The following is a 25,140-nucleotide window of genomic DNA, read 5'->3' as shown; positions in this document are numbered from 1 at the left end:
AACGATAGACATAAAAAAAGCCGCCCGAGGGCGGCTTTTTCACGTAGACGCGAGTATTACAGCGCAGTTACGTTTTCAGCTTGTGGGCCTTTCTGACCTTGAGTCACAGTGAAAGACACTTTCTGGCCTTCAGCCAAGGTTTTGAAGCCGTTGCCCTGAATGGCGCTGAAGTGTACGAACACGTCAGGACCGTTTTCACGGGAAATGAAGCCAAAGCCTTTGGATTCGTTGAAAAATTTAACTTGACCGGTTACGGTATCAGACATAGCAATATCCTGGATTTCTGAATTGAACAAAATAGCTAAAAAACTGGGTGAAATTCGAGAAACAGAACTATTGCTTAAGCGGTTTGCCTGAATTGAACTGACCTGAAGTAGCGCCAAATTTTTTTTGCTGAAGTCAGTTTAGGCTTTTCCTGATGCTTGTCAAGCAACATTTTCAGTTCAGTCACCTTTTCTTCATATTTCTTTTATAGCTCTGTCACATGCAGTCCGTACATTTCGTGTCATCGAAATGACAAATGGACCTTTGGATGGAAGCGATCAAGCACGATGTCACCAAGCAAGATGCCTTGAGAAATGCCCTGTATCTCAGCACGCCGGCGCGTGCACAGGCTCCTTCGCTGGAGGTTTGTCTGGCGAAAACAGCTGCTGAGGTGCTGGAAGCCCAAAAACTACGTTTCAACATTTTTTCTGAAGAATATGGTGCAGATTTGGGTAGTAACGGGATTGATCATGATGTGTTTGATGCCTACTGTGATCACCTTCTTGTAAGAAACAGCCAAACTGGCGAAGTTGTAGGCACTTACCGAATTCTTGCCCCAGAGAACGCCGCGCGCCTGAAATGCTGGTATTCGGAAACCGAGTTTTTCATGAACCGGATTGAACGGCTTCGCAAAACAACGGTAGAGGTGGGTAGGTCTTGCGTACATCCAGACTACCGCAATGGTGCTGCCATCATGTTGTTGTGGAGTGGTATCGCCCAATACATGAAGTTGGGTGGCTACAAACATCTGATTGGATGCGCCAGTGTCAGCCTGCGCGATGGCGGCCACCAGGCGGCAAGCCTGTTCAAGCAGCTTGAACCGCACCTGGCCGAAGCCAGTTGCCAGGTTTTCCCCAAAAACCGCTTGCCTGTCGAACGTTTGCGTTGCGATGTGGAAATCGAGCCACCACCCTTGGTGAAAGGATACTTGCGTCTTGGCGCCGTGGTGTGTGGTGAGCCTGCATGGGATCCGGATTTCAACACCGCAGACTTCATGATGCTGTTGTCAATTGATCGCATGAGCCCGCGTTACGCGAGACATTTCGGCTTTATTTGATCAGGTTTGATGCAGTGGCGCCCGGCTTAGCGCCGGGTGAGCAACTCAAGCTGCAGTCCGATTCTCTGCCACTGTTCAACTTCGGTTTCCAGGCTGTATTGGGTTAATGGATGGGTGATCAGCCAGTTTTTGGGGACACTCATTTGAATGCCTTGTTCAAGCAATTTCACCTTGAGCTCCGGTAAAGCCTCGACTTCCCGGCGACGCAAAAACAGCGCAGCCAGGCGCAAGCACATGGGCGCCGCCCAATGAATTGCAGTGTTGGCGATGTCGCTGACTTTGCCAAGTTTCCCGTTGTGAGCCAACACCCAGGTTGACAGCAGCTGTTGCTCACGTTTGGAAAACCCGGGCATGTCCGCATTGCTGAGAATGTATGCAGCGTGTTTGTGGTGGCCGTTGTGACCGATCGACAAGCCAATTTCGTGCAACATGGCGGCCCAATGCAGCATGGGTAGTTGATCTTTCAACTCGGGCATCTGCTTCATGAGCTGTTTAAACAATAGTTCGGCAAGTACTTTGACTTTCCCGGCATGTTTACTGTCGATTTTGTATCGATGCAGAAATTGGGCTACCGTGATTTCGCGCATGTCCTCGTTGTGCTGACGGCCCAGCATGTCATAGAGCAAACCTTGGCGCAGTGCGCCATCGGTCACATCCATGTGCTCGATTTCAAGCTCTTCAAATACTGCACTCATCACAGCCAGTCCGCCTGGCATCATCGGCAGGCGATCCACTTTCAATCCCTCCAACGTGATGTTGTCGAGATGCCCAGCTGCAGTGAGGTGTTCACGAATCAAGCGCAGACCCTCTGCGGACATGCCATGTTGTGTGAATCCGTTGGAAATACAAATTTCAGCCAATGCTCGGGCTGTGCCCGAGGAGCCAATGGCGTGGGTCCAACCCATGTCCAGCATTTGCCTGCGCAGCACCGCGACTTCCTTGCGGGCTGCCATGACTGCGTTTTTCATCGCGCGGGGACTGATGCTGCCATCTGCAAAATACTGTTGAGCCGTGCTGACGCAGCCAATGTACAAGCTCTCCATGGCCTCGGGTTCATAGTCTTCACCAATGATGAATTCTGTAGAGCCGCCACCAATGTCGACCACCAGGCGTTTGCCCTGACCAATCGGCAATTGATGGGCCACTCCGCAGTACACCAAGCGAGCCTCTTCCACACCTGAAATGACATCGATCGGGAACCCGAGGGCAGCCTCTGCTTTGGCAATAAATTCGACAGCATTTCGAGCCACACGCACGGCGTTGGTGGCCACGGCGCGTACCTCACCCGGCTTGAATGAACGCAGACGCTCACCAAAACGGCTCAGTGCACCCAAAGCGCGCTCTTGGGAGTCATCGTCCAGATATTTCTGGGCGTTCAGCCCCGCACCCAAGCGAACTGGTTCGCGCAGGGTGTCGATGATGTAAATTTGAGATTGACCGTTGAGTTCTTCTACCCGGGCAACAATCATTCGAAAGCTGCTCGAACCCATGTCTACGGCGGCAATCAACTGGCGTTGCTTGGACATTGTTTGTTCTGTGTTTCAGGTCAGGCGCTAGGATGCCACAAATGCAGCACACTGGCTTTGTTTGTAGCCATTTGACCACTTTCAAATGTTTGTCACAATTTTGAAATACCATCAAGGGTAACGCATCCACATTTGGAGTTTTGCTTGAAAGTAGCCGCTGTCTCTGACGTAGCACCCAATAAAGAATTGTTTTTGAACCGCGAGTTGGGCGTTTTGGCCTTCAACCGCAGGGTTTTGGCCATGGCAGAAGACCAAAGTGTGCCATTGCTGGAGCGTTTGAAATACCTGTGTATTGTGTCCAGCAATATGGACGAGTTTTTTGAGATTCGTGTGTCGGGATTGCAGGAACAAATCCGGCAGAACCCTGAATTCAAGGACAAAGACGGGCTGAGCGCCCTGGAAACCCTGCACAAGGTGTCTTTGGCATCGCAGGAAATTGTGGAGCAGCAATACCGTTTGCTTAATGAGTCAGTGCTGCCCGCCATGCGGGACGAGGGCATCGCCTTGATGACTCTGGCGACCTGGAATGAAGAGCAGGCACATTGGGCGCGTCAGTATTTCAGGCATGAAGTGTTACCTGTGTTGACGCCCATTGGACTGGACCCGGCACACCCGTTTCCACGTGTGTTGAACAAGTCCCTGAACTTCGCCGTCGAGCTGACCGGTCACGACGCTTTCGGGCGCGCATCGAATGTGGCCATTGTGCAGGCGCCGCGGGCCTTGCCAAGACTTATTCGCATGCCCTCCAATTTATCGGGTTACGAGCATGGTTTTGTCATGTTGACGTCGATTCTGCAGGCTTTTATTCCCGAGTTGTTCCCGGGTATGGAGGTGCATGGCGTGTACCAGTTTCGCGTTACCCGCAATAGCGATCTGTATGTGGATGAAGAAGAAATCACCAACTTGCGAGTTGCTTTGCAGGGTGAATTGTCGCAACGACATTTCGGGGATGCAGTTCGCCTTGAGGTAAGTGATCAGACCTCGCCTGACATGACCGCCCGCTTGTTGAAGGAGTTCGGACTGCCGGAGCAGGCCCTGTACAGGGTCAACGGTCCCGTGAATCTGGTTCGCCTGATGCAGCTACCTGATTGGGTGGATCGTCCCGATTTGAAATTTGCGCCTTTCGCACCTGGACGCCCGGACGCGTTGGTCAAGCAACCCGATATTTTCAAGGCAATTCAAAAAGGTGATGTGCTGTTGCACCACCCGTATCAAAGTTTCAGCCCAGTGCTGGAATTCATCAAAAAAGCGGCCACTGATCCTGATGTGGTGGCGATCAAGCAAACCATTTACCGCACGGGTACCGAATCGGTTCTGATGGACAGCCTGTTGGCTGCCGCGCGCAGTGGCAAGGAAGTGACCGTGGTGCTGGAGCTGATGGCCCGTTTCGATGAAGAAGCCAACATCAATTGGGCCTCAAAACTGGAGCGCGTAGGTGCCCATGTGGTGTATGGCGTGGTTGGCCAGAAAACACACGCGAAAATGTTGATGGTGGTTCGCCGTGAAAAAACTGAAACAGGCAAAGTGGTGCTGCGCCGCTATGTGCACCTGGGTACAGGCAATTACCACCCAAAAACAGCGCGTTTGTACACTGACTTTGGTTTGTTTTCCTGCGATGAATCGTTGGGCCACGACGTGCACGAGGTGTTCAATCACCTGACTGGTTTGGGCCGTGCCCGCAAGTTGAACAAAATATGGAATTCACCATTCAATTTGCACAGCAATGTAGTGATCGCTGTGCGCAAAGAAGCCGAACTGGCCAAGGCTGGCAAAAAGAGCAGAATCATGGCGCGCATGAATGCCTTGCTGGAGCCACACCTGATCAATGAACTGTATGCCGCATCACAGGCCGGGGTGAAAATTGATTTGATTGTGCGGGGAGTTTGTGCGCTGCGCCCGGGCGTACCAGGCTTGAGCGACAACATTACCGTGCGTTCAGTGGTTGGCCGCTTGCTGGAGCACAGCCGAGTATTTTATTTCAGCAACGACGGTGAAGAAGAGGTGTACATCTCCAGCGCCGACTGGATGGACCGCAACTTCTTCCGTCGCGTTGAGTTGGCCGTGCCAGTTACGGACAAAAAACTGAAGAAGCGGGTAATCGACGAGGGTTTGAAGGCTTTACTGGCCGATAACATCTTGGCTTGGACTATGGATTCCAACGGTAATTATGTGCGCCGAAAGCCAACAGGGGCACGCCGAATGAATTCACAGAATTATTTGTTGAGTACGCTTGCAGCCCGTTTCACTGAGCACATCCCATCGAGCGACCCAGTGACGTCGGTCTCATAGGTTCTAACGCCGCCGCACTTCAAATACACCGTTGATTTCCAGCAGGTGAGTCAGTGCTCCGCGCAACTGCTCACCACTGCTCACCTCGGCGGTGAATTGCATTTTGGCAATGCCGCGTTGTGTTTCAGTTTGTACGCCAATCACATTGATTTTGTCTTTTGAAAATACTTCGGTGATATCGCGCAGCAAACCCTGCCTGTCGTTCGCGGTTACTGCGATGTCCACGGGGTAGTGCAAGCCCGAGGACTCTCCCCAGGTGGTTTCAATCAGCCGTTCGGGTTGTCGACGCATTACCTCGGCCAGGTTGGAACAACCAAGCCGGTGAATGGACACACCTTTGCCGCGGGTAACAAAACCAATAATCGGATCGGGTGGGGCAGGGCGGCAGCATCGCGCCAGGTTGGTCATCAATGTGCTGACACCGACGACAAGCACACCGGACTCCTTGCCCGTTGAGTTACCCAACGAGCCTGGTTTGCGTTTGTTAAGTAACTCAACCTGCTCTTCGTCTGACAATGGCCCGGCAGGTTGCAGGTCGGCGCGCAAGGCGTTTTCAATGGCGCGGGGCCGTATTTCTTCACGAGCCAACGCGACATACAAATCATCGGGTTTTTCGTAGCCCAACTTTTGGGCCAATAGCTCGAGGTTCTGTGCGGTCTGCCCGATGCGTTGCAGTTCACGTTCAGCAATCGCACGGCCGCGTTCAAGTGTTTCCTTGCGTTCTTGCTGGGCGAACCACTGCTTTACCTTTTGACGAGCGCGGTGGCTGATCAGGTACTTTTGCGTGGGGTTCAGCCAGTCGCGGGAGGGACCGGTGGCCGCATCGCCGCGAGCACTCACAATTTCAACCGTTTGACCATTGTCCAGGGGCGTGTTCAGTTGCACCATTTGCCCGTTGACCTTGGCACCGCGGCAACGATGGCCCAATTCAGTGTGCACGTGATAGGCGAAATCCAGTGGCGTACTGCCGGTGGGCAATTCAACGACCTTGGCCTGTGGCGTGAATACGTATACCCGGTCGTTCAGCGCGCTGGTTTTCATTTCCTGCGCCCAGTCGCTGGCTTCACCCATGGTGTCGGTGACGTCTTTTTGCCAGGCCAACAGTTGGCGTAACAAGGCAATACGCTCTTCAAACTGGCCCTCGGCTCGACTTTCGCCGGTGTAGCCGTCTTTGCCCGATTCTTTGTATCGCCAGTGCGCCGCCACACCATATTCAGCAAACTGGTGCATGGCTTCCGTGCGAATTTGCACTTCCAGCGTTTTGCCTGTCTCGTCCTGCACCACGGTGTGCAGGCTTTGATAGCCATTGGGCTTGGGCTTGCTGATGTAGTCGTCGAATTCTTCAGGGATGGGAGTCCACAAGTTGTGGACAATGCCCAATGCGGTGTAGCAGTCATCGACTGTGTCTACAATCACACGGCATGCACGCACGTCGTACAGCTTGTCGAAGCTGATACCCTTGCCTCGCATCTTGTTCCAGATGCTGTAAATGTGTTTCGGGCGCCCACTGATTTCACAATGAATGCCAGCCAGCAACAAATTTTCCTTGATGCTGGCCATGGCCGATTCAATGAATGCTTCACGTTCGACGCGTTTTTCATCCAGCATCTTGGCCACGTTTTTGTACGTGTTGGGTTGCAAGATGCGGAACGACAAATCTTCGAGTTCCCACTTCAACTGCCACAGCCCCAAACGGTTGGCAAGGGGGGCATAGAGATCGAGGGTTTCCTGCGCATGCGACACCGCATATGGCCAAAGAGGGCCTTTCTCGTTTTTGATGTCCTCGTGGCTGGTAAAGTGCCTCAAGGTTTGGAGTCGGGAACACAAACGAATCATGATGACGCGAATGTCGGTGGACATGGCCAGCAACATTTTGCGCAAGGTTTCAATTTGGTCGGCCCACCGCAGGGTTTCAATAGTGGTGCGCGTGGCGCTGGGCCCTACCATGGATCGCATTTTGAAAAGTTTGCGCAGGCTGGCCAGCATGCGGCCCACCTCATCACCGAACTTTTTCTCCATCTGGCTTTCAAGGTGTTTGTCAAAAAACACCAATGGCCCCAGGGCGCCTGCGATGCGGGTGTTGGCATCGGCGCGCAACTCCGCCAACAGGTCAGCCACAGCCAACATGTGTTGAATAGCGGGTTCTTGAGTATCCAGAATATGGTCAGCTGCGTGAAGTCGTGCGTAATTCAGTGCTTCTTCAACCCGGGCCGCGTCAAATTTGTTCAACAACACCAGGGCTGGCGCAGAAGCGCCGCCGTTTTTCTCGGAGCCCAGTGTTGATGAAACTGAAACCATGTGTATTTGGGTGGATTCGTTAAGACCAGTTTAAAACAAAAAATCGCGAACAATATTAATTTGCTCGTTCTGCATGAAAGTAGGGGCATGGCCAACGCCGTGCACCTCGATAACGCGTGGCCTGGGGCCACGTTGACTCATTTCCGCCACGGTCTGTTTTGACAGAAGATCAGAGTGTTCTCCGCGCACCACCAATGTGTCGGCCTTGACGGCGTCAAATGCAGCCCAGAGGGCTGTTTCATGCAGCAAGGTGGTGGATTCTGACAGGTTTTGAAACGCTTGGCCGATCGCTGGGTCGTAGTGGGGTTGCCAATGTCCGTTTTTTTCGACCAGTACCGAGTCGCACAATTCATTCCATTGCGATTCGGTGTGTGGACCGAAAGGTTGCGATATGGCGCGAATGTATTGTCTTGCCTCCCCAAGTGTTTGAAATCGAACAGGTTTACCCACATAGTCTCCAATGCGCTGCAGCGCGCCAAAGTTCAGACTTGGGCCGACATCGTTCAGTATCAGTTTTCGAATCGGATTGTTGGGCAAGCTTGCGTAAGCCATGCCGATCAGGCCGCCCATCGAAGTGCCAAACCAGTCCAGCGTACCGGCATTCAAGCGGGCGACCAGGGCCACGCAGGCACCCACGTAGGTGGGCACGCCGTACAGGGCAGCATCGGGCAGCCAATCTGAGGCTCCCCGACCGGGCATGTCGGCAGCCACCACGCGCAGGTCTTTTCCAAGGTCCTGGGCCATAGCTTCAAAATCAGCACTGCTGCGGGTTAAGCCGTGAACACACAACAACACATGTGGGTTGTCGGGATCGCCCCATTCGCGGTAGGCTAATTTGTGTAAACCATGTGGACTTAACCATTGCACAGTGTGCAAGCGCGCTGTCAGCATTGTTCAATACCCTCCATGAAATTGTTTTAATCAGTATTTCAGAGTTTCATTATCGAAAGAGGTTCATCCGTGGATTTTAAGAACATGAATGCGTTGGTCACCGGCTCAACCAGTGGTATCGGGTTGGGCATCGCCCAGCGCTTGGCGGCCAAGGGTGTGAATGTGATGCTGAATGGTTTTGGCACACCTGAGCAAATTGAGGCAGCCAAACAAAGCGTTGCAGCGTTCGGTGTGAAAGTGGGTTATCACGGAGCCGATTTAACCAAAGTGGCCGAAGTGGAAGACTTGGTCAACAGCACTGAGCAGTTGTTTGGCCAAGTGGATGTGCTGGTGAACAACGCAGGTATTCAGCATGTCTCCCCGGTTGAAAGTTTTGATCCTGCCAAATGGGATGCGGTAATCGCCATCAATCTGAGTGCGGCCTTTCACACCACTCGCTTGGTGTTGCCGGGAATGCAGGCACGCAACTGGGGACGAATTGTGAATATTGCGTCGGCCCATGGTTTGGTGGCCTCGGCCAACAAGTCCGCCTACGTCGCAGCCAAGCACGGTATCGTGGGGCTGACCAAGGTAGTCGCTTTGGAAAATGCCAAAACCGGCATCACCTGTAACGCAGTGTGCCCAGGCTGGGTACTAACACCATTGGTGCAGGCACAGGTCGATGCACGTGCGGTTCGGGAAGGTGTCTCTGTCGAAGAGGCCAAAGTGGGTTTGTTGAGTGAAAAACAACCTTCGCAAGAGTTTGTAACGCCAGAGCAGTTGGGTGGTTTGGTGGTGTTTTTGTGTTCCGATGATGCGCAGGAAGTGCGGGGCGCGGCGTGGAACATGGACGGCGGGTGGGTGGCGCAGTAAACGTCGCCACTACGATTATTTGCTGAACTCGGCATGGGTTACTTGTTCCGCACGGGACTGGTTTATTGGGAGCTGAACTTGAAGGGTCACCGCTGCTGTTTCTGGCAAACTCGGCATGGGTTACTTGTATCGCACAGAAAACCGCTTAGTCCCTTGTTGAATGGATTCTTGCTCACCTCGCTCGGCAAAAGGGCGGGCCGAGTCTCGGTGTCGGCTTGTGGCCGAGCGCTGCGAATCCACTCAAACGGGGCGGTTTTCTTGAAGTGCGTCCCAAGCAATCCCAATGCCGAGTTGGCTTAAACCCGCAGAGTGCGCCCATCTGCAGGTTCAGCGCCCAGCGCTCCGGTGCAGCGCCTCGCCACCCCCGAGCGACTCACGGCGGTGTTCAATGGTCAATCGGCACTGGCGTATCTCCCTCACCACGCAACTCGCAGCTGTGTTTAGCGCGTCCAATCGGCGGCGGTGTTTCGATCGCCTCGCCTTCAAGAAAACCTGCCCGTTTGAATTCACCCGCCACGGTCGGCCTTAGGCCGGCACCGAGACTCGGCCCGCCCTTTTGCCGAGCGAGGTGAGTCAGGGTGAATATCAAAAAGGGAAATACAGGTTTTCTGGCGAGAGATCGGAACCCAAGCCGATTGGGCAATAAAACAGCTGGCGATTTAACCAACCCGTTCAATGCTTACTTGCACGTCAAGGGTCTCTTGCCCACCCCCGGTGCGAATGCCACGAATTGGAGACGCACCTGTGAAGTCCTTGGCCACTGCCAAGCGGCAATGATTACCCTGCACCAACGATTTGTGGGTTGCATCCACCCCTAGCCACTGCTGCCGTTTTTCATCGAATACTTCGACCCAAGCGTGGCTGTCGTGCTGTTCCACATTGGGATTGAAAAAGTAGCCGCTCACGTATCGCGCAGGAATGCCGTGTGCACGCAGGCACGCCAGCATCACATGAGAATGGTCCTGGCAAACACCTTGTCCATTTTCAAACGCCTGCATCGCCGAATCAGCCACGGTGGTGCTGCCTTTGGTGTACACAACACGGTCCGCCACTGCATGGGCCAGAGTCAATATCCTGTGGGTAAAAGGAATGTGTTTGTCCGTCACAAAACTCGCGAATTCACGCATTTCATCACTGAAACGCGTAAGCGGCGTAGTGGGGGTGTACACCAATGGATTGAGCGACAATGGCTGCAGGGGCACGTAACCATCATCGAGTGGATCAATTTCTACATGGCCATAGGACTGCACCGTCAGTTCCCTGTGCTGCTGGTTCACCGAGAATGTTTGCACCGAGTTTCCATGATGGTCGCAGGCACTGTGATGTTTTGCAGGTGTTCTTATTTTCCAGTCAACAATACGTTGTTTGTCGTCTTGCTGCGGGGTAAGGCGCACGTGCTGAATGCTGTACAGCACGGGCCAGGTGTAACGGTAGGTGGTGTGGTGTTGAATGCGCAGTTTCATGCCTCAAGTGGTACCAGGAAATCTTTGCTGATCCGGTTGCCCAAATCATTGACGCGTTCAAGAAAGTTGGTCAGGTAGGCATGCAAACCCATTTGCAGAATGTCGTCGATTTGGCTGTACAAAAGCTCAGCGCGAAGCTTGCCTGCCCGACGCTCTGTGTTGGCCGAGTAATCGTTCCGAATCATTTCCAGGTTGGCACACACTTCATTCAATGAGGCCAACAGAGAGCGAGGCATGTCATCTCGCAAAATCAGCAATTCAGCAACGCGGTCGGGTGTGATTACATCCCGGTATACCTTTCGGTATGTTTCGAAAGCAGACACCGAGCGCAAAATGGCGGCCCAGTGGTAATAATCGGCATGGGGGTCAGCAGTGCTCAAATTGGCCAAGGGGCTAAAAGGCATGCTGTGAAACTTCACATCCAACAATCGTGCGGTGTTGTCTGCACGTTCCAGAAACGTACCCAAGCGAATGAACCGGAATGCATCGTCTTTCAACATGGTGCCAATGGTGACACCACGGGACAAATGACTGCGAAATTTCACCCACTCAAAGAACTCAGAGGGGTCGCGTTCAACCGTGCCGTCAGCCAATACTTTCTTTAGTTCAAGCCATGTGGTGTTGTTGGTTTCCCAAACTTCGGTCGTTAACGCCCCGCGCACTGCGCGTGCGTTTTCCCGCGCACCTTGCAGGCAGCAGTAAATACTGGAAGGGTTGCTGGGGTCTTTTACCATAAAGTCGATTACCGCTTCGGCGCTGACTTCATCGTGCCTTTGAGCAAACGCCTCGGTTAACTCGCAAATCGACAGCATGGCTCGCCAGCCCTGTTCTGCATTCTCAGGGTCCTGCGGGAGCAGGGCGGTTTGTACATTCACATCAAGCATGCGGGCGGTGTTCTCGGCGCGTTCAATGTAACGGGCCATCCAGAACAAATGGTCAGCAGTTCTACTCAGCATCTTGTTTGCTCCTTATCGTTCCAGTACCCAGGTGTCTTTGGTGCCGCCGCCCTGGCTGCTGTTCACCACAAGCGATCCTTCTCGCAGTGCCACGCGGCTTAGTCCACCGGGGATCAGGCTGACTTTGCTGCCCGACAATACAAAGGGCCGAAGATCAATATGGCGAGGGGCCAGACCCTGTTCTACAAAAGTTGGGCATGTTGACAAGGCCAAAGTGGGTTGGGCAATGAATTTTGCAGGGTCTGCAATCAGCTTCTGGCGAAAGTCTTCAATTTGCGCCTTGGTAGAGGCCGGGCCCACCAACATGCCGTATCCGCCTGCGCCGTGCACTTCTTTCACAACCAACTCGGGTAGCTTGGCCAAAACTTCTTTCAAGTGGTCAGGTTTTCGGCATTGCCAGGTGGGTACGTTTTGAATAATCGGTTCTTCGCTCAAATAAAAGCGAATCATGTCGGGCACATAGGGGTAAATTGACTTGTCGTCGGCCACGCCAGTACCAATTGCGTTGGCCAGAGTTACGTTGCCAGCGCGGTATACGGAAAGCAGACCGGGCACGCCCAATTGCGAATCCTCGCGAAATGCCAGTGGGTCGAGAAAATCGTCATCCAAACGGCGGTAAATAACATCAACACGTTTGGGACCCTGTGTGGTGCGCATGTAAAGCACTTCCTCATCCACAAACATGTCTTTGCCTTCCACCAGTTCAATGCCCATTTGCTGGGCCAGAAATGCATGTTCGAAATACGCTGAGTTGTACATTCCCGGTGTCAGTAACACCACCGTGGGGTCACTGCTGTTTTGGGGTGAAACTGAACGCAAGTTTTCAAGCAGATTGTCGGGATAATGCTCAACCGGGGCCACGCGATTGCGTGCAAACAGTTCCGGAAACAGGCGCATCATCATTTTCCGATTTTCAAGCATGTAGCTTACGCCTGACGGCACACGCAGATTGTCCTCGAGCACATAGAACTCGCCTTCCCCAGCGCGCACGACATCCACACCAGCGATGTGGGCATAGATGTCGCCGGCCACTTTCACACCCTGCATTTCAGGGCGATACTGCTCGTTGTTGAAAATCTGCTCAGGCGGAATAAGCCCAGTGCCCAGAATTTTTTGTTCGTTGTAAATGTCTTTTAAAAACATGTTCAAGGCTTGAACACGTTGGCGCAAACCGGCTTCCAGTGTTTTCCATTCGGACGCTTTGATTACCCGCGGCACAATATCGAATGGAATTAACCTCTCAGTGCCCGATTCCTCGCCGTAAACGGCAAAGGTAATGCCTACCCTTCTGAAAATGAGGTCCGCCTCAGCACGTTTGTTCTGCAGCTTCTCGGGAGCCTGCATTTCCAGCCAGCGCGAAAAATCCTGATAATGCGGGCGAACCTCACCGCTTGGCGTGTACATTTCGTCGAAGGGTGTTGGTGACATAAGTTGATTATTCCTGTTCTGTGTAGTGATGAAGTAACAAGAAGCATGCCAAGCGCACGCGGGCTGATTGTGTCGCGCACAGTCATAAAGTTAACAGTCTTACCGGCCTTTTGCACCGCTTTCGTGCATGTGCCAGTAGCGCCGACGTAGCGCGTGTGCATCGTCCACATCAGGTTGGAAGTTCAGGTGGTTGAACCTCCATTTCATTGCACCATTTTGGGCGGTGCTGAACCATTGGACGCCCATCGCCTCGTATCGTTCAATCACGGCTCTGTGCGGATGACCAAACTGGTTGTCCCAGCCAGCTTGTATCAGTGCATATTCAGGCCGAACTGCTTGAAGAAAAGGCATGGTGGACGAGGTTTTGGAGCCATGATGCGGCACAATCAGAACACGTGATCTCAAGGCATTTGCGCCGTGTTGGGTTAGCAATGCCATTTCTGAAATCGCTTCGATGTCGCCGGTCAGCAGCACGCTGTGATTCGTATTGCTGACTTTTAACACGCAACTTTGATTGTTCTTGGCCAATAACTTTCGATTTGAATGAGCAGGTGTATCAAGCCTGATGGGGGTGAAAGTGACGCCATCCCAGGTCCATGGCTTGAGCTTGTGACATTGCGCTATGTCGCTTTTCAGGGTTTGTGCGAGCTGGTTTAAGCTGTGTTGTTTGTCGATCGAGGACGCGAACTGTACGGGCGGTGCCTTTTGTAGCAGCAGGGGTGCGCCGCCCGAATGGTCTGCATCATCATGCGACAGCATGAACATGTCGGCCCGCCGATAACCATGCGCTGCCATCCAGGGCAGCACTACACGCCGGGCCGAATCCGCACGCGCGTTGAACGCAGGGCCTGCATCGTAAATCAGCAGATGGTTTTGGGTTTGAATGCCGATGGCAGTACCTTGACCGACGTCCATCAAGGTCATCCAGAAATCATGGTGTTCGGGCCTTGGCGGTGGAAGCACCAGCAGGGCAATCAGTGTGACTCCTGCCCACCTTGGGATCAGCCCCCGAGGCAAAATCAAAATCAGGCAACCCAAGCCCACCAGGCCATTGACCCACCATGGCTGGTTGTGTATTGGCAAAGTAGCCCAACTCAATTCATTGAAGTACACAAGCCAATCGCGTTGCAGTGAAAGACTGTCGCCCGCAAGCGAGAGCAACACGGGCTGTTGTGTAAGCCCACCGATCAGAGCCAGTGGCGTACTCACGAAACTCATCCACGGAATGGACAGGGCGTTTGCCAAGGGGCTAATTAGCGACTGCTGGTTAAACAGCATCGCGCAGGGCAGGATCAATCCGATGGTCACCGTGTATTGGGCTTTCACCGCGTTGGCGATGAATTCATGCTTCGGTTTGATGAAGTGGTAGTGCCCTTGCGTGATGAAAATAAGGACTACCACTGCACCGAAGGAGAGAATGAAGCCTGCATCCAGCACAGCCCAGCTGTCAAAGGCAAGGGTTAAAAACAAGGCGAGAAAAAAGGTGTCCCAACTGCTTTGCATGCCACCACGTACTTGTCCAACAAACAACGCAAACAACATGAACACCGTGCGTTGGGCTGGCACTCCCCAGCCTGCAACCAGGCCATACAACACCGCAAACAGCAATCCAAATGCGCTACCTGCCAAAGGGGCCGGTACGCGAAGGCATAACCGGGTTGATCGACGCCAAAGCGCGCCAAACAGTTTGCCTGCAAGCATCGCAAACAGGGTAATGTGCAAACCGGAAATGGCAACCAAATGTGCAATACCAGTGGCACTGAACATTTCCCGATCCTCTGGGTGGTCTATGACATTAAAGTCTTGGTCTGTGCCAATAAGTTCTGTTTTGGCGCCGTTGTAACAATAAGTTCTGGTCCACTACGGCTTTTTAGCCGATCCGCCATGACATTAAAGTTCTGGTCCGCCTTGCTACGCGGCCTTTTTCGACAATTTTGCCGATAGGGCTAGAACGGACGCTTGGCTACCGGTTGGCCGCTTGCCCTGATCGCACCTCGAACAAATCCGTAAGTTTTGCTCGCTTCTTAAGCAAATCTGCGAGGATATGACAATAAGTACTGTTCCAGCTTCGGGCATGACATTAAAGTTCTGGCCTAGAAAGAGATCGTCTTCCGTTCCTAACACGTGCTCACGGCACCAGGCCAATCCGCCTACAACTGGGCGATGGACTATCACCAAATAGGGCCACCACCTCGCTGACTATCGATGATTTCGGAAATAGTACCCTCCCAGCAATCTATCCATTGTGGAATATGGCGACGCATCCAACGATCGCGCCAGCCAATCGCCAACCCCCACTCCTCAACGTCGGAATAGCCTTTGTTGACTTCGTTGAAGTTCTGCATCATCACTCGCCCTACGGCGTGAAGCTTTATCGAACGCACTTGGCCATTTTGATCAGTTACTTGTCGCCATGCTGCGTACTGCTGTGCGGTATTTATTCGGGCACGTTCACGAGCAAAACACGTGAGCATACTCTCACGATCCTCCATGCTGTAGTCACCTGGAAAGTCATGCTCATCGTCTAAACCCAATCGAGCCTCAAGGAACTGTTCATACATCAAGCCTCTATGGGTTGCGTGCATATTGCTGACACAGATGCTCCAAATATCCACCTGGCTTTCCGAGTACTTTCCCCACTCTTCGCCCAATACCACCACGTTGAATAAAACGCTGCGGCAGTGAGGGCAGTATTCCGGCGTCTGCTGGCTGTCAAGGTCCCGCAAATCGTGAAACTCATGCAGATAGTCCTTAACCAGGCTGAAATTATCTTGAATCACTACGACGTTTTCATAATGATTCGCTGCATTTCCTGACCAGTTGTAGCTCCCGGTAATCACCGTGTGCTCGTCGATAATACAAAACTTGTTGTGCATGAGCGCGTTGCGCCTAGCATTTCTCGCATGCAACTGCACACCATGCATTAGGTTTACGCCCGAGCGCGCGTTGATGTGATCATTGTTGTAGATCAGATCGATCTTCACCCCTCGTGAAGATAAAGTGGAAAAAATCGGCTGGAACTTCGCAGGGCTAATCCATGCCACACAAATGCGCACACTAATCTGGGCGCGAGCCAACAGTTGAATGATTTCCTGTTCGATTGCTTCAAAATACGCATAAGCCTGCATCTTGTTTCCTTTTCTAGCCGACGCGCTCACCCACTGTGAATTGGTCTACGCAAATGCACACACTCGGCAAACGCTCGGATGCACCCTATGGTGTTCTCGCCTGAGAATAGTTCGCCGGTACGCGCTCCAGGTACTTCTTTAAAACCCAACCCGTTCTATATTCCTCGTGCAGCCAGTGGTAGTACTCAACCTCAATCCACTTTCCCTTTTTATCCAGCGCCTTCACGACTTCATTAGGTAGAAGCTTACCTTCCACCGCAGCGCCGTGCTCGGGCTTTGAGCGCACCGTAGCGGTTCTCTCCCTAACAACAAATCGCTCATCATGCGCCTGAGCAGCGGCGACTAGCGCCCGCTCAAGAAGGACCGTGAGACTACGGATCTGATTAGCTTGAATCTCCAGGATTTGAGAGGTTTGGGTCTGAAATTCCTCAGTCTTCCTTTTATCCTGCTGACTGGATGACTCTTGATAAATAAAAATTAGGAAGGTCAAGAGCAGACTCAATATAGCCAGCGCGTCAGACTGCTTCCGACTGAGGAGCCCTTTTTCCGGGAGTTCCCCCGCTTCATGCAACGTGCCATCGGGGTCAATTCCTAGATGTGCAAGTTGTCCTTCCAGCCCTTCCTTGCCCAGAAGCTGTGCGAGCGCCCCGGCTGAACTCCAATCGATGGCGGGCAGAGTCACCTTGCCAATTTGGTCTTGAAGCTCTTTGAGCGAGCCCATCAGCCCCAGCACCTCATTGGGCACTTTCCACTGCTTATTGACCTGCTCGAATTCTTTCAGATAGCTCTGTAGGCTGGAACCAATAGCGGCGCGCTCGAATATCTCCCTGGCATGGCTATGAGAAGCATCAAGCTGCAAAGCCCCCATCTTAGCCACTGAACCCAGGGCGGATGTCTGATCTAGCAAACTCCTGAATTGCTCAGTTATGGCCCCAAGCCCTGCAAACTCCTTGGCCATCCGGTGAGTTGACTCAGCAGCTATCAAGCTCTTACGGATGTCGGCCAAGGGTTCGAGCATTTTGCGAATACTCGCTTGTTGCTCTTGTTGCGCCGCCTGCCACTGTCGAATAGTTTGCATAGCGGCTGTGTCTTCCCCTAAGAGAGCCTTGTACTGGGAAGCCAGAGCCATCGCTGGGCTCTGAAGATCTTTGACTAGCTGCGCATACACTGAGCCAACCTTCGATAGCTCCTGCCATTGCTTGGAGATCGAATTGGCCTGGGCCAGAGAGTTACGCCAACTCGCACGATCTTCTTCCATGCGAGCCAACTCTCGAGCCACGCTCCCTACAGATCCAATAGCAGCTAATTTTCCGATATCAAGCGTCACAGTTTAAGCACCCAGCTCAAGACAAAGCGTCTTTAATCGCCTGCCAGTTCTTATTCTCTACCCAAGCAAAACGGCAACGACCTCCACTGCGCCTTGCCCAAAGCTCCCCGATCCGCTTTTTCTCCTTGCTATCGGAGCCGTCCGCAATATGGTCGCCCTTGTACTCAACAGCGAGGAATACCCCAGACTTCATTTTCACAACGAAGTCTGGATAGAACTTGTCCGACGCGGTCTGCAACCAGAAGGAAGTTGGCTTCTTCTCGACGTTCCGTACCCACCATTCGACATCTGCAAGTTGGTTGGCGATGAACTCGGCACACTCAAACTCTTCGCCCTTGGCCTTTAGATTCCCGATGACCGGGAAGAAATGGCGCTTCAAGGGAATAAATCCGGCGTAAGGAATGTCGTAGGCGTACCGGCCCTGCTCGAACACCACTGCGTGCTCATCTCGGATCTCGAACCGGCTATCGTCTCCCAGCAAATCCTCAAAGACCCTCTGTTTGGCGAGCTTCAGCCCGGCGACCAGTTTGCGCTCCAATGCACCTCTGAGCCGGAATTTGCGGTACGCCAGTTCGTCCAATGTGAAGCTGCGCGACTCCATCAAGTAGGCCACCGCTGCATTCAGCCAGGCCGCTTTCTGAGGGCCATCTGCATAGGGGAAATAGATGTTCCGATCCAGCCAATGCACCAGATCGGTAGCCTCCCAGCCTTGTTCATGCCCGAACAGCGCGAACTGGCTATCCAACCGGTCATAGACGTCGCACTCAATCCTCTCAAGCTGGGAAATGCTCAAGGACGCGCGGCGCATCGCCTCTACGTCATGAGCAAACTCGGCTTCGGTCAGTTTGCAGTCGAACTCGTCAATCTCCCAGTCCGCGTCAAGAAGCGGCGTCTCATCGAAAACGTCAAAGAAACCTAGCTGGTTGAACGTCAGAAGGGGTACAGAGGCAGACTGACCAAGTTCCGCAGGCGTCTTCTGGCGAGCAGGCGGCGCCGCTCTCACAGCCATCTGAGTATCCAATTGCTCCCGAACTGATTTGGCCACGTCAGGCTGCTTGAAGGTTTCCGCAATTTGCTTGAGCTGGGCGGCCGTCACCGATCCTTTCACCGTCAATGTGCCAGCTTCCGGGGATAGCTCCATCTTGTCTCGCACTGATTTCGGCAATGCCGCAATCGCGTCCTCGTCGGGCATCGCAACCGTATCGCCGACCTCCGGTAAGGGAATAGTGAGGTCGAGCTCGTTAGCAAACAGGCCACCAAGCTCCCCATCATCCTCATCCTGGGTGCGAATCAAATCTTTGGTTTCGAGCCTCTCGAACCCGCTCTGCACGAGACCATCCTTGAGGTTCTGAACGGTAGCAGCAAGTTCGTTCGAAACTACGTAGGCATAGCTTCGATTCAGTGCCTCTTGCTGCTTCCTGGACACGTGCGGCATCCGCAGAACGCGTCCCAGCACTTGCTCGACCGCGGTGGCCGATGTCGTATTTCGGAACGAGAACAGGACGTAGGCGTAGGGGCAATCCCACCCTTCACGCAGCTTGTCTACCGTGATGATGAACTGCGGATAATCTGGGTCGCCAAGCTTTTTGCCGCTCAGCTCATCCAAAGCGCCGGTCGCAATGGCAATCGAGTCAGCCGGAATGTTGAAATCGTCTATAAGGTGCTGACGCACCCGATCTGGCGTGAAGGTTTCCCGATCTTGAACTTTGCGCTCGGCCTGGATCAACATCACTACTGGGCTGATGACTTCGCCAGTGAGCTGTTGTTCTTCCGCTGCTTCCTTCTCAAGCTGTCGCAAGCGAGCGATCGCCTCAGTCAAGGAGACACGCCATTCCGGATGGATTGCCAGCTCCAACGGCAACTTCAGCATATTCTCGGCTTGAAGGGTTGCGGCGGAAACGCTGCGCAAAACGTTGGATGGCTGGCTTGCGCGGTCTGGGGTTGCGGTGAGCTCAAGGATGCATGAGGGATTCAGTCGAATCAGGGTATCGACCGCAAGCGGTGTTCCCTGGTTATGGGCCTCGTCCACGATGATGTAAGGACGCCGTAGTCGAATCACATCAAGGAGTGAGCAGTCTCCTTTTTGCGCACTGGAGGCACCCTCAAAATGAGGCATCAACGCTCCGTTCTGCCGGTATACCCGAAGCCCATCAGCCGTGTCGCGCTTGAAGCTCTGCATTGTCGCAACGATGATGGTGTTGCCGGTATTCAGGGTCGCTGGCTGGACGTACAGCGCCTCGTCAATGTCAAGGACGTGAACTGAGCCAAAAAGCTCCCGCATGTCCTCATGCAGCAGCTCCCCCTTGGTTTTTAGGGCGTACAGCGTTTGCTCACGAATTGGGTCTGACGGCACAAGCCAAAGTATCACCGAGTGATCGGTGGCTAAGAACGATTCGTTGACGCGTTTGATCGACTGGCCTGCAATGCGAGTCTTACCCCCGCCTGTGGGCACGCGCAAACATACGTAAGGCACGTCATCCACCCCGGGAAGTGGATGGTATTGCAACGCATGGCCGAAAAACGCAGCAGTACTCTCAGCGAATGCAGACGCAGGACTCTTGAGCTCCCGAGTGCGAGCCAAAAAACCTGATAAGGCATCTAGGAGCTTCTCTTGATAATCCTTGAGGCTATTATTTAGAACCATGTTTTAACCGCCAATTCATAGGGGAGCTGGTGGAAGGTTATGCCAAGTTTTGCCAGCTTTGATTTGTCGAAGCGAGTACGGGCTCCATAGACAACTTTTGGTCCATCAAACCCAGAAAGCACCTCATTTAGATAAGCCAATGACCGGCCATTAAGGACATTGCCCCCGTCCTTCGAGCTATCCTTCAGGATACCGTTATAGAGCAAGAAGATAGCCCGCCCCTTGTGCGTGCCAAGGTAGGGGGTGCGATGTTGTGCATTGATCAGCGCAGATTCCGCAAGTCCAACTCCGGTCTCCATAAACCATACAAATTCCGCTAGCTGGTCGTAGGATACGGTTGAGCGTATTTTTCCATCAGCTTGGAATAAGGGCTCCTCCGATAGGCGGAAATACTGAAAGCCTCCACCCAGGCCAGGAACCGGCGTCTTCTTCTTTCCAACCAGAGGGGTATACCCCTCAATTGCCTTTTTGATCCGCGTCCTTGTTTTGGTTTCTGCCGTGTTACTGTCGATCTCAACCAAAATGAAATTTAGTGGCTTTTTCAAATGTTGGTTCTTGCGGAGCACCGCGTGCGCCGTCGTTCCAGAACCGCCAAAGCTATCCAAGACGATGTCGCCAGGCTCGGTAACCATCCCAACCAAATCAGCAATTACCTCTGAGTCCTTTGGAAATGGAAAAGCCCCTGCGCCTAATAAGGACTCCACTTCCAGAGTCGCAGCCCTTCCATCCTTATAGAAAACGCTCATCATTGGCTCCTCGTCGATCTCGAAGAGGTAGCTCTTTCGATTAGGAATAGTCGTATGGTCCTTACCGAAATGAATTCGTGGGGGATCGTCGGCTAGAGCCGCCTTTGTGGTGTCTTCCTCCCAGCGCCACCCAGTTGAAGGCATTGCGCACGGCTGCTGGGTAGTCGGATGCAGTATGGGGTATCTAGGTCTATTTTCCCGACCGTCATCTGGCCCAGCGAAATCAGCCGCGAAGTAGAGGCCACGCTTGTCGGACCAGTTGTAGTGTTTATGCGCCTTCCTAGGATCCGTTTTTGGCATCGCGCGATACCAAGCCATCATCTCCTTACGGATAATGGTGTGGTCATCGCCATGCTTCTTTCGAAGGTCATCATAAAACTCTAAAACCTCTTCAACACCAGGCTTCTTACGCCTCCATTTGACTTTGCGAGCTTTCAGTAAAGACTTGTTTCGAGCGAAAGCCACAATGTATTCATGGGTCACAGATACAAGCTTTGAGTCGCCCTTCTTACCTTTTTCCCAAACGATGGTAGCGACCTCGTTGCCTGTCCCAAATATCTCACGCATGAGAGCTTGCAGGTTTCCAAGCTCGTTATCATCAATAGAAACGAAAATTGCGCCGTCTTCCCGCAGAAACTGCTTAAGAAGCACCAGGCGGGGATACATCATGCACAACCACCGATCATGACGATCTAAGGTTTCCCCTTCTTTGCCTACAACCTCTCCAAGCCATTTCCTTATCTCAGGGCTGTTCACATTGTCGTTGTAGACCCAACCCTCATTCCCCGTGTTGTAGGGCGGGTCAATGTAGATGCATTTGACCTGCCCTGCATACCGAGGCAGCAGCGCTTTCAATGCATGGAGATTGTCTCCTTGGACAATCAAATTTCCGCTTTCCGCATCACCACACGACAGGTCAGGTACTGATTCCAACAAACGGAATGGCACCTCCTTGTGATGAGTTTCAACAGCCTCTTTCCCAATCCAGTTCAATGTTGGCATTCAATATCTCAACTTTTGTCTTTCTGATTATGTTCCCTCGGGTCTTCCGTCACCGTGAGCCCATGCGTCTCCGCGTAGGCAAGGACCAAGACCTCGATCATCGATGCGATTGACCGGTGCTCCCTGTCCGCCGCGGCACGCAAGAGACGCTTGATGTCGCTCGACGTCCTAATCGACAAGGTTTCATCCTTTAACCGTTTCATCAGTGAGTCCTCAATTCCATGTACTGCAAATGTAGTACATTTCCTACAGGAAGGCCACATACTTTCCATGTAAACAAGGATTCTGCGGCCCCGGGCACGAATCTTCAGGCCTCTGACGCAGAAATGCCGCCTTAGAAGGCGGCATCTTGTTTTTTTAACAATGCAACTTGACGGTCAGTCGCCACCTTGCCACTTAGGCTTTTGCGGACGTGGACCAAAAGCCTGTTGCATGACTACTGCTTCGCCAGTAGCGGTTGGCAACATGACGGACTTGTGAACGGGGGCCACGTTTGCAAACTGTTCAATCAAAGCTTCCTGGCCGGGTTGTTGTGCGATTACTGCCTCATAGGCAAATCGACAAGTTTGGGCGTTTACGTAATGCACCCAGCCCTGGTCGGGGGCCTCTCCATACAGCAACCCTTGGGCATCGAAGCTTTTCTTGTGCTCTGGGCTGCCGATCAGCACGAGGGTCGGACTGACAGGAAACTGAAGGATGAATGGTCCGTCGGGCTTGATCGTGTATGGCGCCTGGCGCTCAAAAGCCATGGAACCGTCATACCAAGCCACCGGATTATCGCTGGTAAGAAAAGGGAGTCCCGTCGCATTGTGAATCGCAACAAGCCCGATACGACCAAAATGAGTCTCCATGCCTTTCATCATCCACGCCATAGCATGAATGCTTTGATGGGGATCGATGGCTACCGTAACCCTATCCAGTAGATCTGGGTACTTAGCTAGAGGAGGCGGTAGTTTGCCAGCTCTAGCCAGATGATTCATCGTCCCCTTTACCGTAGCCGCATAGACAGCCTCTGCAAGATCTCGAGCGGCGGGAACTCTAACCCGCTGCAACGCTATGAACTGAAAGATCAGCTCTAGGTCATCGTGCACACTCTCGCGCCGATGAAGTTTTTCCACGACTTGAGGCCAACCACTCTCCAGTGTCGAAAATAGGTCTTCCAATGCGTTGTTGTCGACGCCTCCGTCTGGCTTAGGCTGGCTGTAGTAATACCGCCTAAATTGCGTAGCGTCCGGGGCAACAGTCAAAGGATCGGCAACCTTGTCTTTTCGATAAACAAGAATCCGCCCAGAGACATCCTTGAAGGAGTTGAGGTATGCCTTGGGAACGAAGTGATGTCGCTTTTTCTGGTTCATGGTCGATCATCTTAGCAAGGCATCGCAGCTGCATTGATCTCTGACTTACGGTTTTAGGATTGTACCCAGGCACTGGAACTACGAGTTATGGACCACCTCACGCAAGCTGCCCCTGCCATACCTTGACTGCTGCCACCCAGATAGTGGGAAGATCTGCTAGCGAGCACACAGCATTACGTTGGCCAGGAAAGTCTTCGGCAAGAGCCTGAAGCCGTGAGTGCCTTCCGTCATAAGGACGCTGGTAATAGCTTCCATCGCAAATTGCAAGGAAGAGCGTATTTTGATCACGGCAAGCTTGGGCTTCGCGCAAAAAGCGCTTCACATCAGCAAATTGATTGTCCTGCGCCCCGCCTTCGTCCCGGGTGTATTTATGGGTCGCAAATGCACGCAGCACCTTTCCACTCTGGGAGTATGACCACGAAAAGTCGATCGATTTGCCGTGATCATTGGTGGCTGCGTGAAGCGTGCTTCCCTCGACAACCAATCCCCTGACGACATACTTGGCGTTCGCACCACCGGAAGGTGGCGTGTCAAATTCTTCGACGTACGGCACCTTATTCTTGATGTGTGTGGCAGCAATTTTCTGATGAATCGACTGCTTTGCCGGGTCTTTAACAAAGTGCAGCGCAAAGGTGTCGTCGGTTAGCACCTTAAACCGAACAAACTCGGGCTCCAAGCCATACCGCACAGCCCAATTCTGGATTTTGTGCATAACATCTGGCGCGTTTAAATTAGCGCGCAACTTTTCAGCATTCTCCAGGCGTGCCTGCTTTTCTGCCAACTCGTAGTCAGGAGGAGTGATCACATTGCCCCCGCATTTCGTGCAGCAAGGTTAAGAATTTCGCGCGCCTGGGAAAAGTCTAGGCGACGACGATAGCGACCGTCCTTACGTAGCCCTTTAAAGTGTTGATTTGCACCCAAATTTGACCCGGGATTTGCATTGAATTTTGACCCACCCCTTGGTGTCAGAATTATGTCTCGATTTTCAGTTTTCGGGTTTGTTTTTCCTCCTTCTTGTTCTGAGTTGAACTGTGTTTGAAGCGGTAACTTTCGTTGCCAGTTTCCAGAATGTGGCAGTGGTGGGTCAGTCGGTCCAACAACGCTGTGGTCATCTTTTCATCGCCAAACACCCGACTCCATTCCGAGAAGCTCAAGTTGGTGGTCAGTATCACGCTGGTTTTCTCGTACAGTTTCGATAGCAGGTGAAACAGCAGTGCTCCGCCGGTTTGACTAAATGGCAAATAGCCCAGCTCATCCAGAATCACCAAGTCGGCGTACAACAAGCGGTTTGCGATTTGTCCCTGCCGTCCAGATACTTTCTCCTGCTCCAACGCATTGACCAAATCCACGGTGGAGAAGAAACGCACCCGCCGATTCAAGTGCATCACTGCTTGCGTGCCAATGGCTGTGGCCAGGTGAGTCTTGCCTGTGCCCGGTCCACCAATCAGTACCACGTTCTGGGCTTGTTCCATGAAGTCGCAGCGGTGCAATTGTTTGACTGTGGCCTCATTGACCAGGCTTTGACTGAAGTCAAAGCCCACCAAGTCCCGATATACGGGGAACTTGGCCACCCGCAATTGATAGTTCACCGAACGTACTTCACGCTCTGCTACTTCAGCTTTAATCAAGTTGTCCAGCATGGGCAAGGCTTGATTAAATGCTGGTGAATTTTGATTGCCCAACTCCTCAATGGCGTGTGCCATGCCAAAGAGTTTCAAGGATTTGAGGATTCTCACATGCCCTTCATGCTGCATCATGGGCTCTCCTCAAACTGTCATAGCGGTTCACATTCGCTTGCGGTTCCAGTGTCAGCCTTAATCCCTTGGGGATTGGAATTGGCTTGGGTGCTGGCTCTTCGATCAAGCGTCCCAGCAGGTTTAGTACATGCTCCTTCGATGGTTTGCCACACTCCAA

18 protein-coding genes and 1 pseudogene are annotated in these 25,140 nt (G+C 52.7%); 3 read left to right on the top strand and 16 right to left on the bottom strand.

Features of this window, described 5'->3' with window-relative positions:
- Positions 1-56: 56 nt before the first annotated feature.
- Positions 57-266, bottom strand: a complete 210-nt coding sequence (locus tag A0129_RS02910) for a cold-shock protein (protein WP_008251850.1) — start codon at positions 264-266, stop codon at positions 57-59.
- Positions 267-520: 254 nt separating this feature from the next.
- Between A0129_RS02910 and A0129_RS02905 the strand changes: the two genes are divergently transcribed.
- Positions 521-1,321, top strand: a complete 801-nt coding sequence (locus tag A0129_RS02905) for a GNAT family N-acyltransferase (protein WP_291712263.1) — start codon at positions 521-523, stop codon at positions 1,319-1,321.
- Between the two features lie 26 nt (positions 1,322-1,347).
- On the opposite strand, the gene ppx is transcribed toward A0129_RS02905, so the two are convergent.
- On the bottom strand, positions 1,348-2,847 hold the full coding sequence (gene ppx, locus A0129_RS02900) for an exopolyphosphatase (protein ID WP_291712262.1): 1,500 nt from the start codon (positions 2,845-2,847) through the stop codon (positions 1,348-1,350).
- A 144-nt stretch (positions 2,848-2,991) separates the two neighbouring features.
- On the opposite strand from ppx, the gene ppk1 reads away from it, so the two are divergent.
- Positions 2,992-5,136, top strand: a complete 2,145-nt coding sequence (ppk1, locus tag A0129_RS02895; protein ID WP_291712260.1) for a polyphosphate kinase 1 — start codon at positions 2,992-2,994, stop codon at positions 5,134-5,136.
- Positions 5,137-5,139: 3 nt separating this feature from the next.
- Here ppk1 and A0129_RS02890 read toward each other — a convergent pair whose 3' ends face one another.
- The gene (locus tag A0129_RS02890; protein WP_291712258.1) at positions 5,140-7,434 is read right to left on the bottom strand and encodes a bifunctional (p)ppGpp synthetase/guanosine-3',5'-bis(diphosphate) 3'-pyrophosphohydrolase; all 2,295 of its coding nucleotides are present in this window, start codon (positions 7,432-7,434) and stop codon (positions 5,140-5,142) included.
- 30 nt (positions 7,435-7,464) lie between these two features.
- Positions 7,465-8,325, bottom strand: coding sequence for an alpha/beta hydrolase (locus A0129_RS02885; protein ID WP_291712256.1), 861 nt, complete (start codon positions 8,323-8,325; stop codon positions 7,465-7,467).
- An 84-nt stretch (positions 8,326-8,409) separates the two neighbouring features.
- Here A0129_RS02885 and A0129_RS02880 point away from each other — a divergent pair, with 84 nt between their 5' ends.
- A complete protein-coding gene (locus A0129_RS02880) occupies positions 8,410-9,177 on the top strand; it encodes a 3-hydroxybutyrate dehydrogenase (protein WP_291712254.1) in 768 nt (255 codons plus the stop codon).
- 659 nt (positions 9,178-9,836) lie between these two features.
- Here A0129_RS02880 and A0129_RS02875 read toward each other — a convergent pair.
- The 12 genes and pseudogenes from A0129_RS02875 to A0129_RS02820 form a co-directional block, all read right to left on the bottom strand.
- Complete coding sequence (locus A0129_RS02875; protein ID WP_291712252.1) at positions 9,837-10,640, bottom strand: transglutaminase family protein; 804 nt, start codon at positions 10,638-10,640, stop codon at positions 9,837-9,839.
- Complete coding sequence (locus tag A0129_RS02870) at positions 10,637-11,596, bottom strand: alpha-E domain-containing protein (RefSeq protein WP_040513408.1); 960 nt, start codon at positions 11,594-11,596, stop codon at positions 10,637-10,639. Before A0129_RS02870 ends, A0129_RS02875 begins: the two co-directional genes overlap by 4 nt.
- Positions 11,597-11,608: 12 nt before the next feature.
- The gene (locus A0129_RS02865) at positions 11,609-13,024 is read right to left on the bottom strand and encodes a circularly permuted type 2 ATP-grasp protein (protein ID WP_291712250.1); all 1,416 of its coding nucleotides are present in this window, start codon (positions 13,022-13,024) and stop codon (positions 11,609-11,611) included.
- A gap of 99 nt (positions 13,025-13,123) precedes the next feature.
- Positions 13,124-14,815: a DNA internalization-related competence protein ComEC/Rec2 gene (locus A0129_RS02860; protein WP_291712363.1), complete on the bottom strand. Its 1,692-nt coding sequence runs from the start codon at positions 14,813-14,815 to the stop codon at positions 13,124-13,126.
- A gap of 380 nt (positions 14,816-15,195) precedes the next feature.
- Complete coding sequence (locus A0129_RS02855; RefSeq protein WP_291712248.1) at positions 15,196-16,152, bottom strand: phospholipase D-like domain-containing protein; 957 nt, start codon at positions 16,150-16,152, stop codon at positions 15,196-15,198.
- Between the two features lie 85 nt (positions 16,153-16,237).
- A complete protein-coding gene (locus A0129_RS02850) occupies positions 16,238-17,410 on the bottom strand; it encodes an SH3 domain-containing protein (protein WP_291712246.1) in 1,173 nt (390 codons plus the stop codon).
- An 85-nt stretch (positions 17,411-17,495) separates the two neighbouring features.
- Positions 17,496-20,123: a DEAD/DEAH box helicase family protein gene (locus tag A0129_RS02845; protein WP_291712244.1), complete on the bottom strand. Its 2,628-nt coding sequence runs from the start codon at positions 20,121-20,123 to the stop codon at positions 17,496-17,498.
- Complete coding sequence (locus A0129_RS02840; protein ID WP_291712242.1) at positions 20,114-21,871, bottom strand: site-specific DNA-methyltransferase; 1,758 nt, start codon at positions 21,869-21,871, stop codon at positions 20,114-20,116. The genes A0129_RS02845 and A0129_RS02840 overlap by 10 nt, the downstream gene beginning before the upstream one ends.
- 377 nt (positions 21,872-22,248) lie before the next feature.
- On the bottom strand, positions 22,249-23,226 hold the full coding sequence (locus A0129_RS02835) for a DUF4238 domain-containing protein (RefSeq protein WP_291712240.1): 978 nt from the start codon (positions 23,224-23,226) through the stop codon (positions 22,249-22,251).
- Positions 23,227-23,323: 97 nt separating this feature from the next.
- Positions 23,324-24,031: a hypothetical protein gene (locus A0129_RS02830; protein WP_291712239.1), complete on the bottom strand. Its 708-nt coding sequence runs from the start codon at positions 24,029-24,031 to the stop codon at positions 23,324-23,326.
- 166 nt (positions 24,032-24,197) lie between these two features.
- On the bottom strand, positions 24,198-24,983 hold the full coding sequence (gene istB / locus A0129_RS02825; RefSeq protein ID WP_291712236.1) for an IS21-like element IS1326 family helper ATPase IstB: 786 nt from the start codon (positions 24,981-24,983) through the stop codon (positions 24,198-24,200).
- Positions 24,970-25,140 (bottom strand): annotated as a pseudogene (locus A0129_RS02820) (IS21 family transposase); the annotation flags it as partial. The gene istB and the pseudogene A0129_RS02820, both read right to left, overlap by 14 nt.

Origin of the sequence: Limnobacter sp. CACIAM 66H1, from assembly GCF_001601825.1 — a bacterium.
Lineage (GTDB): Bacteria > Pseudomonadota > Gammaproteobacteria > Burkholderiales > Burkholderiaceae_B > Limnobacter.
This window is presented reverse-complemented; position numbering and strand designations above follow the sequence as displayed.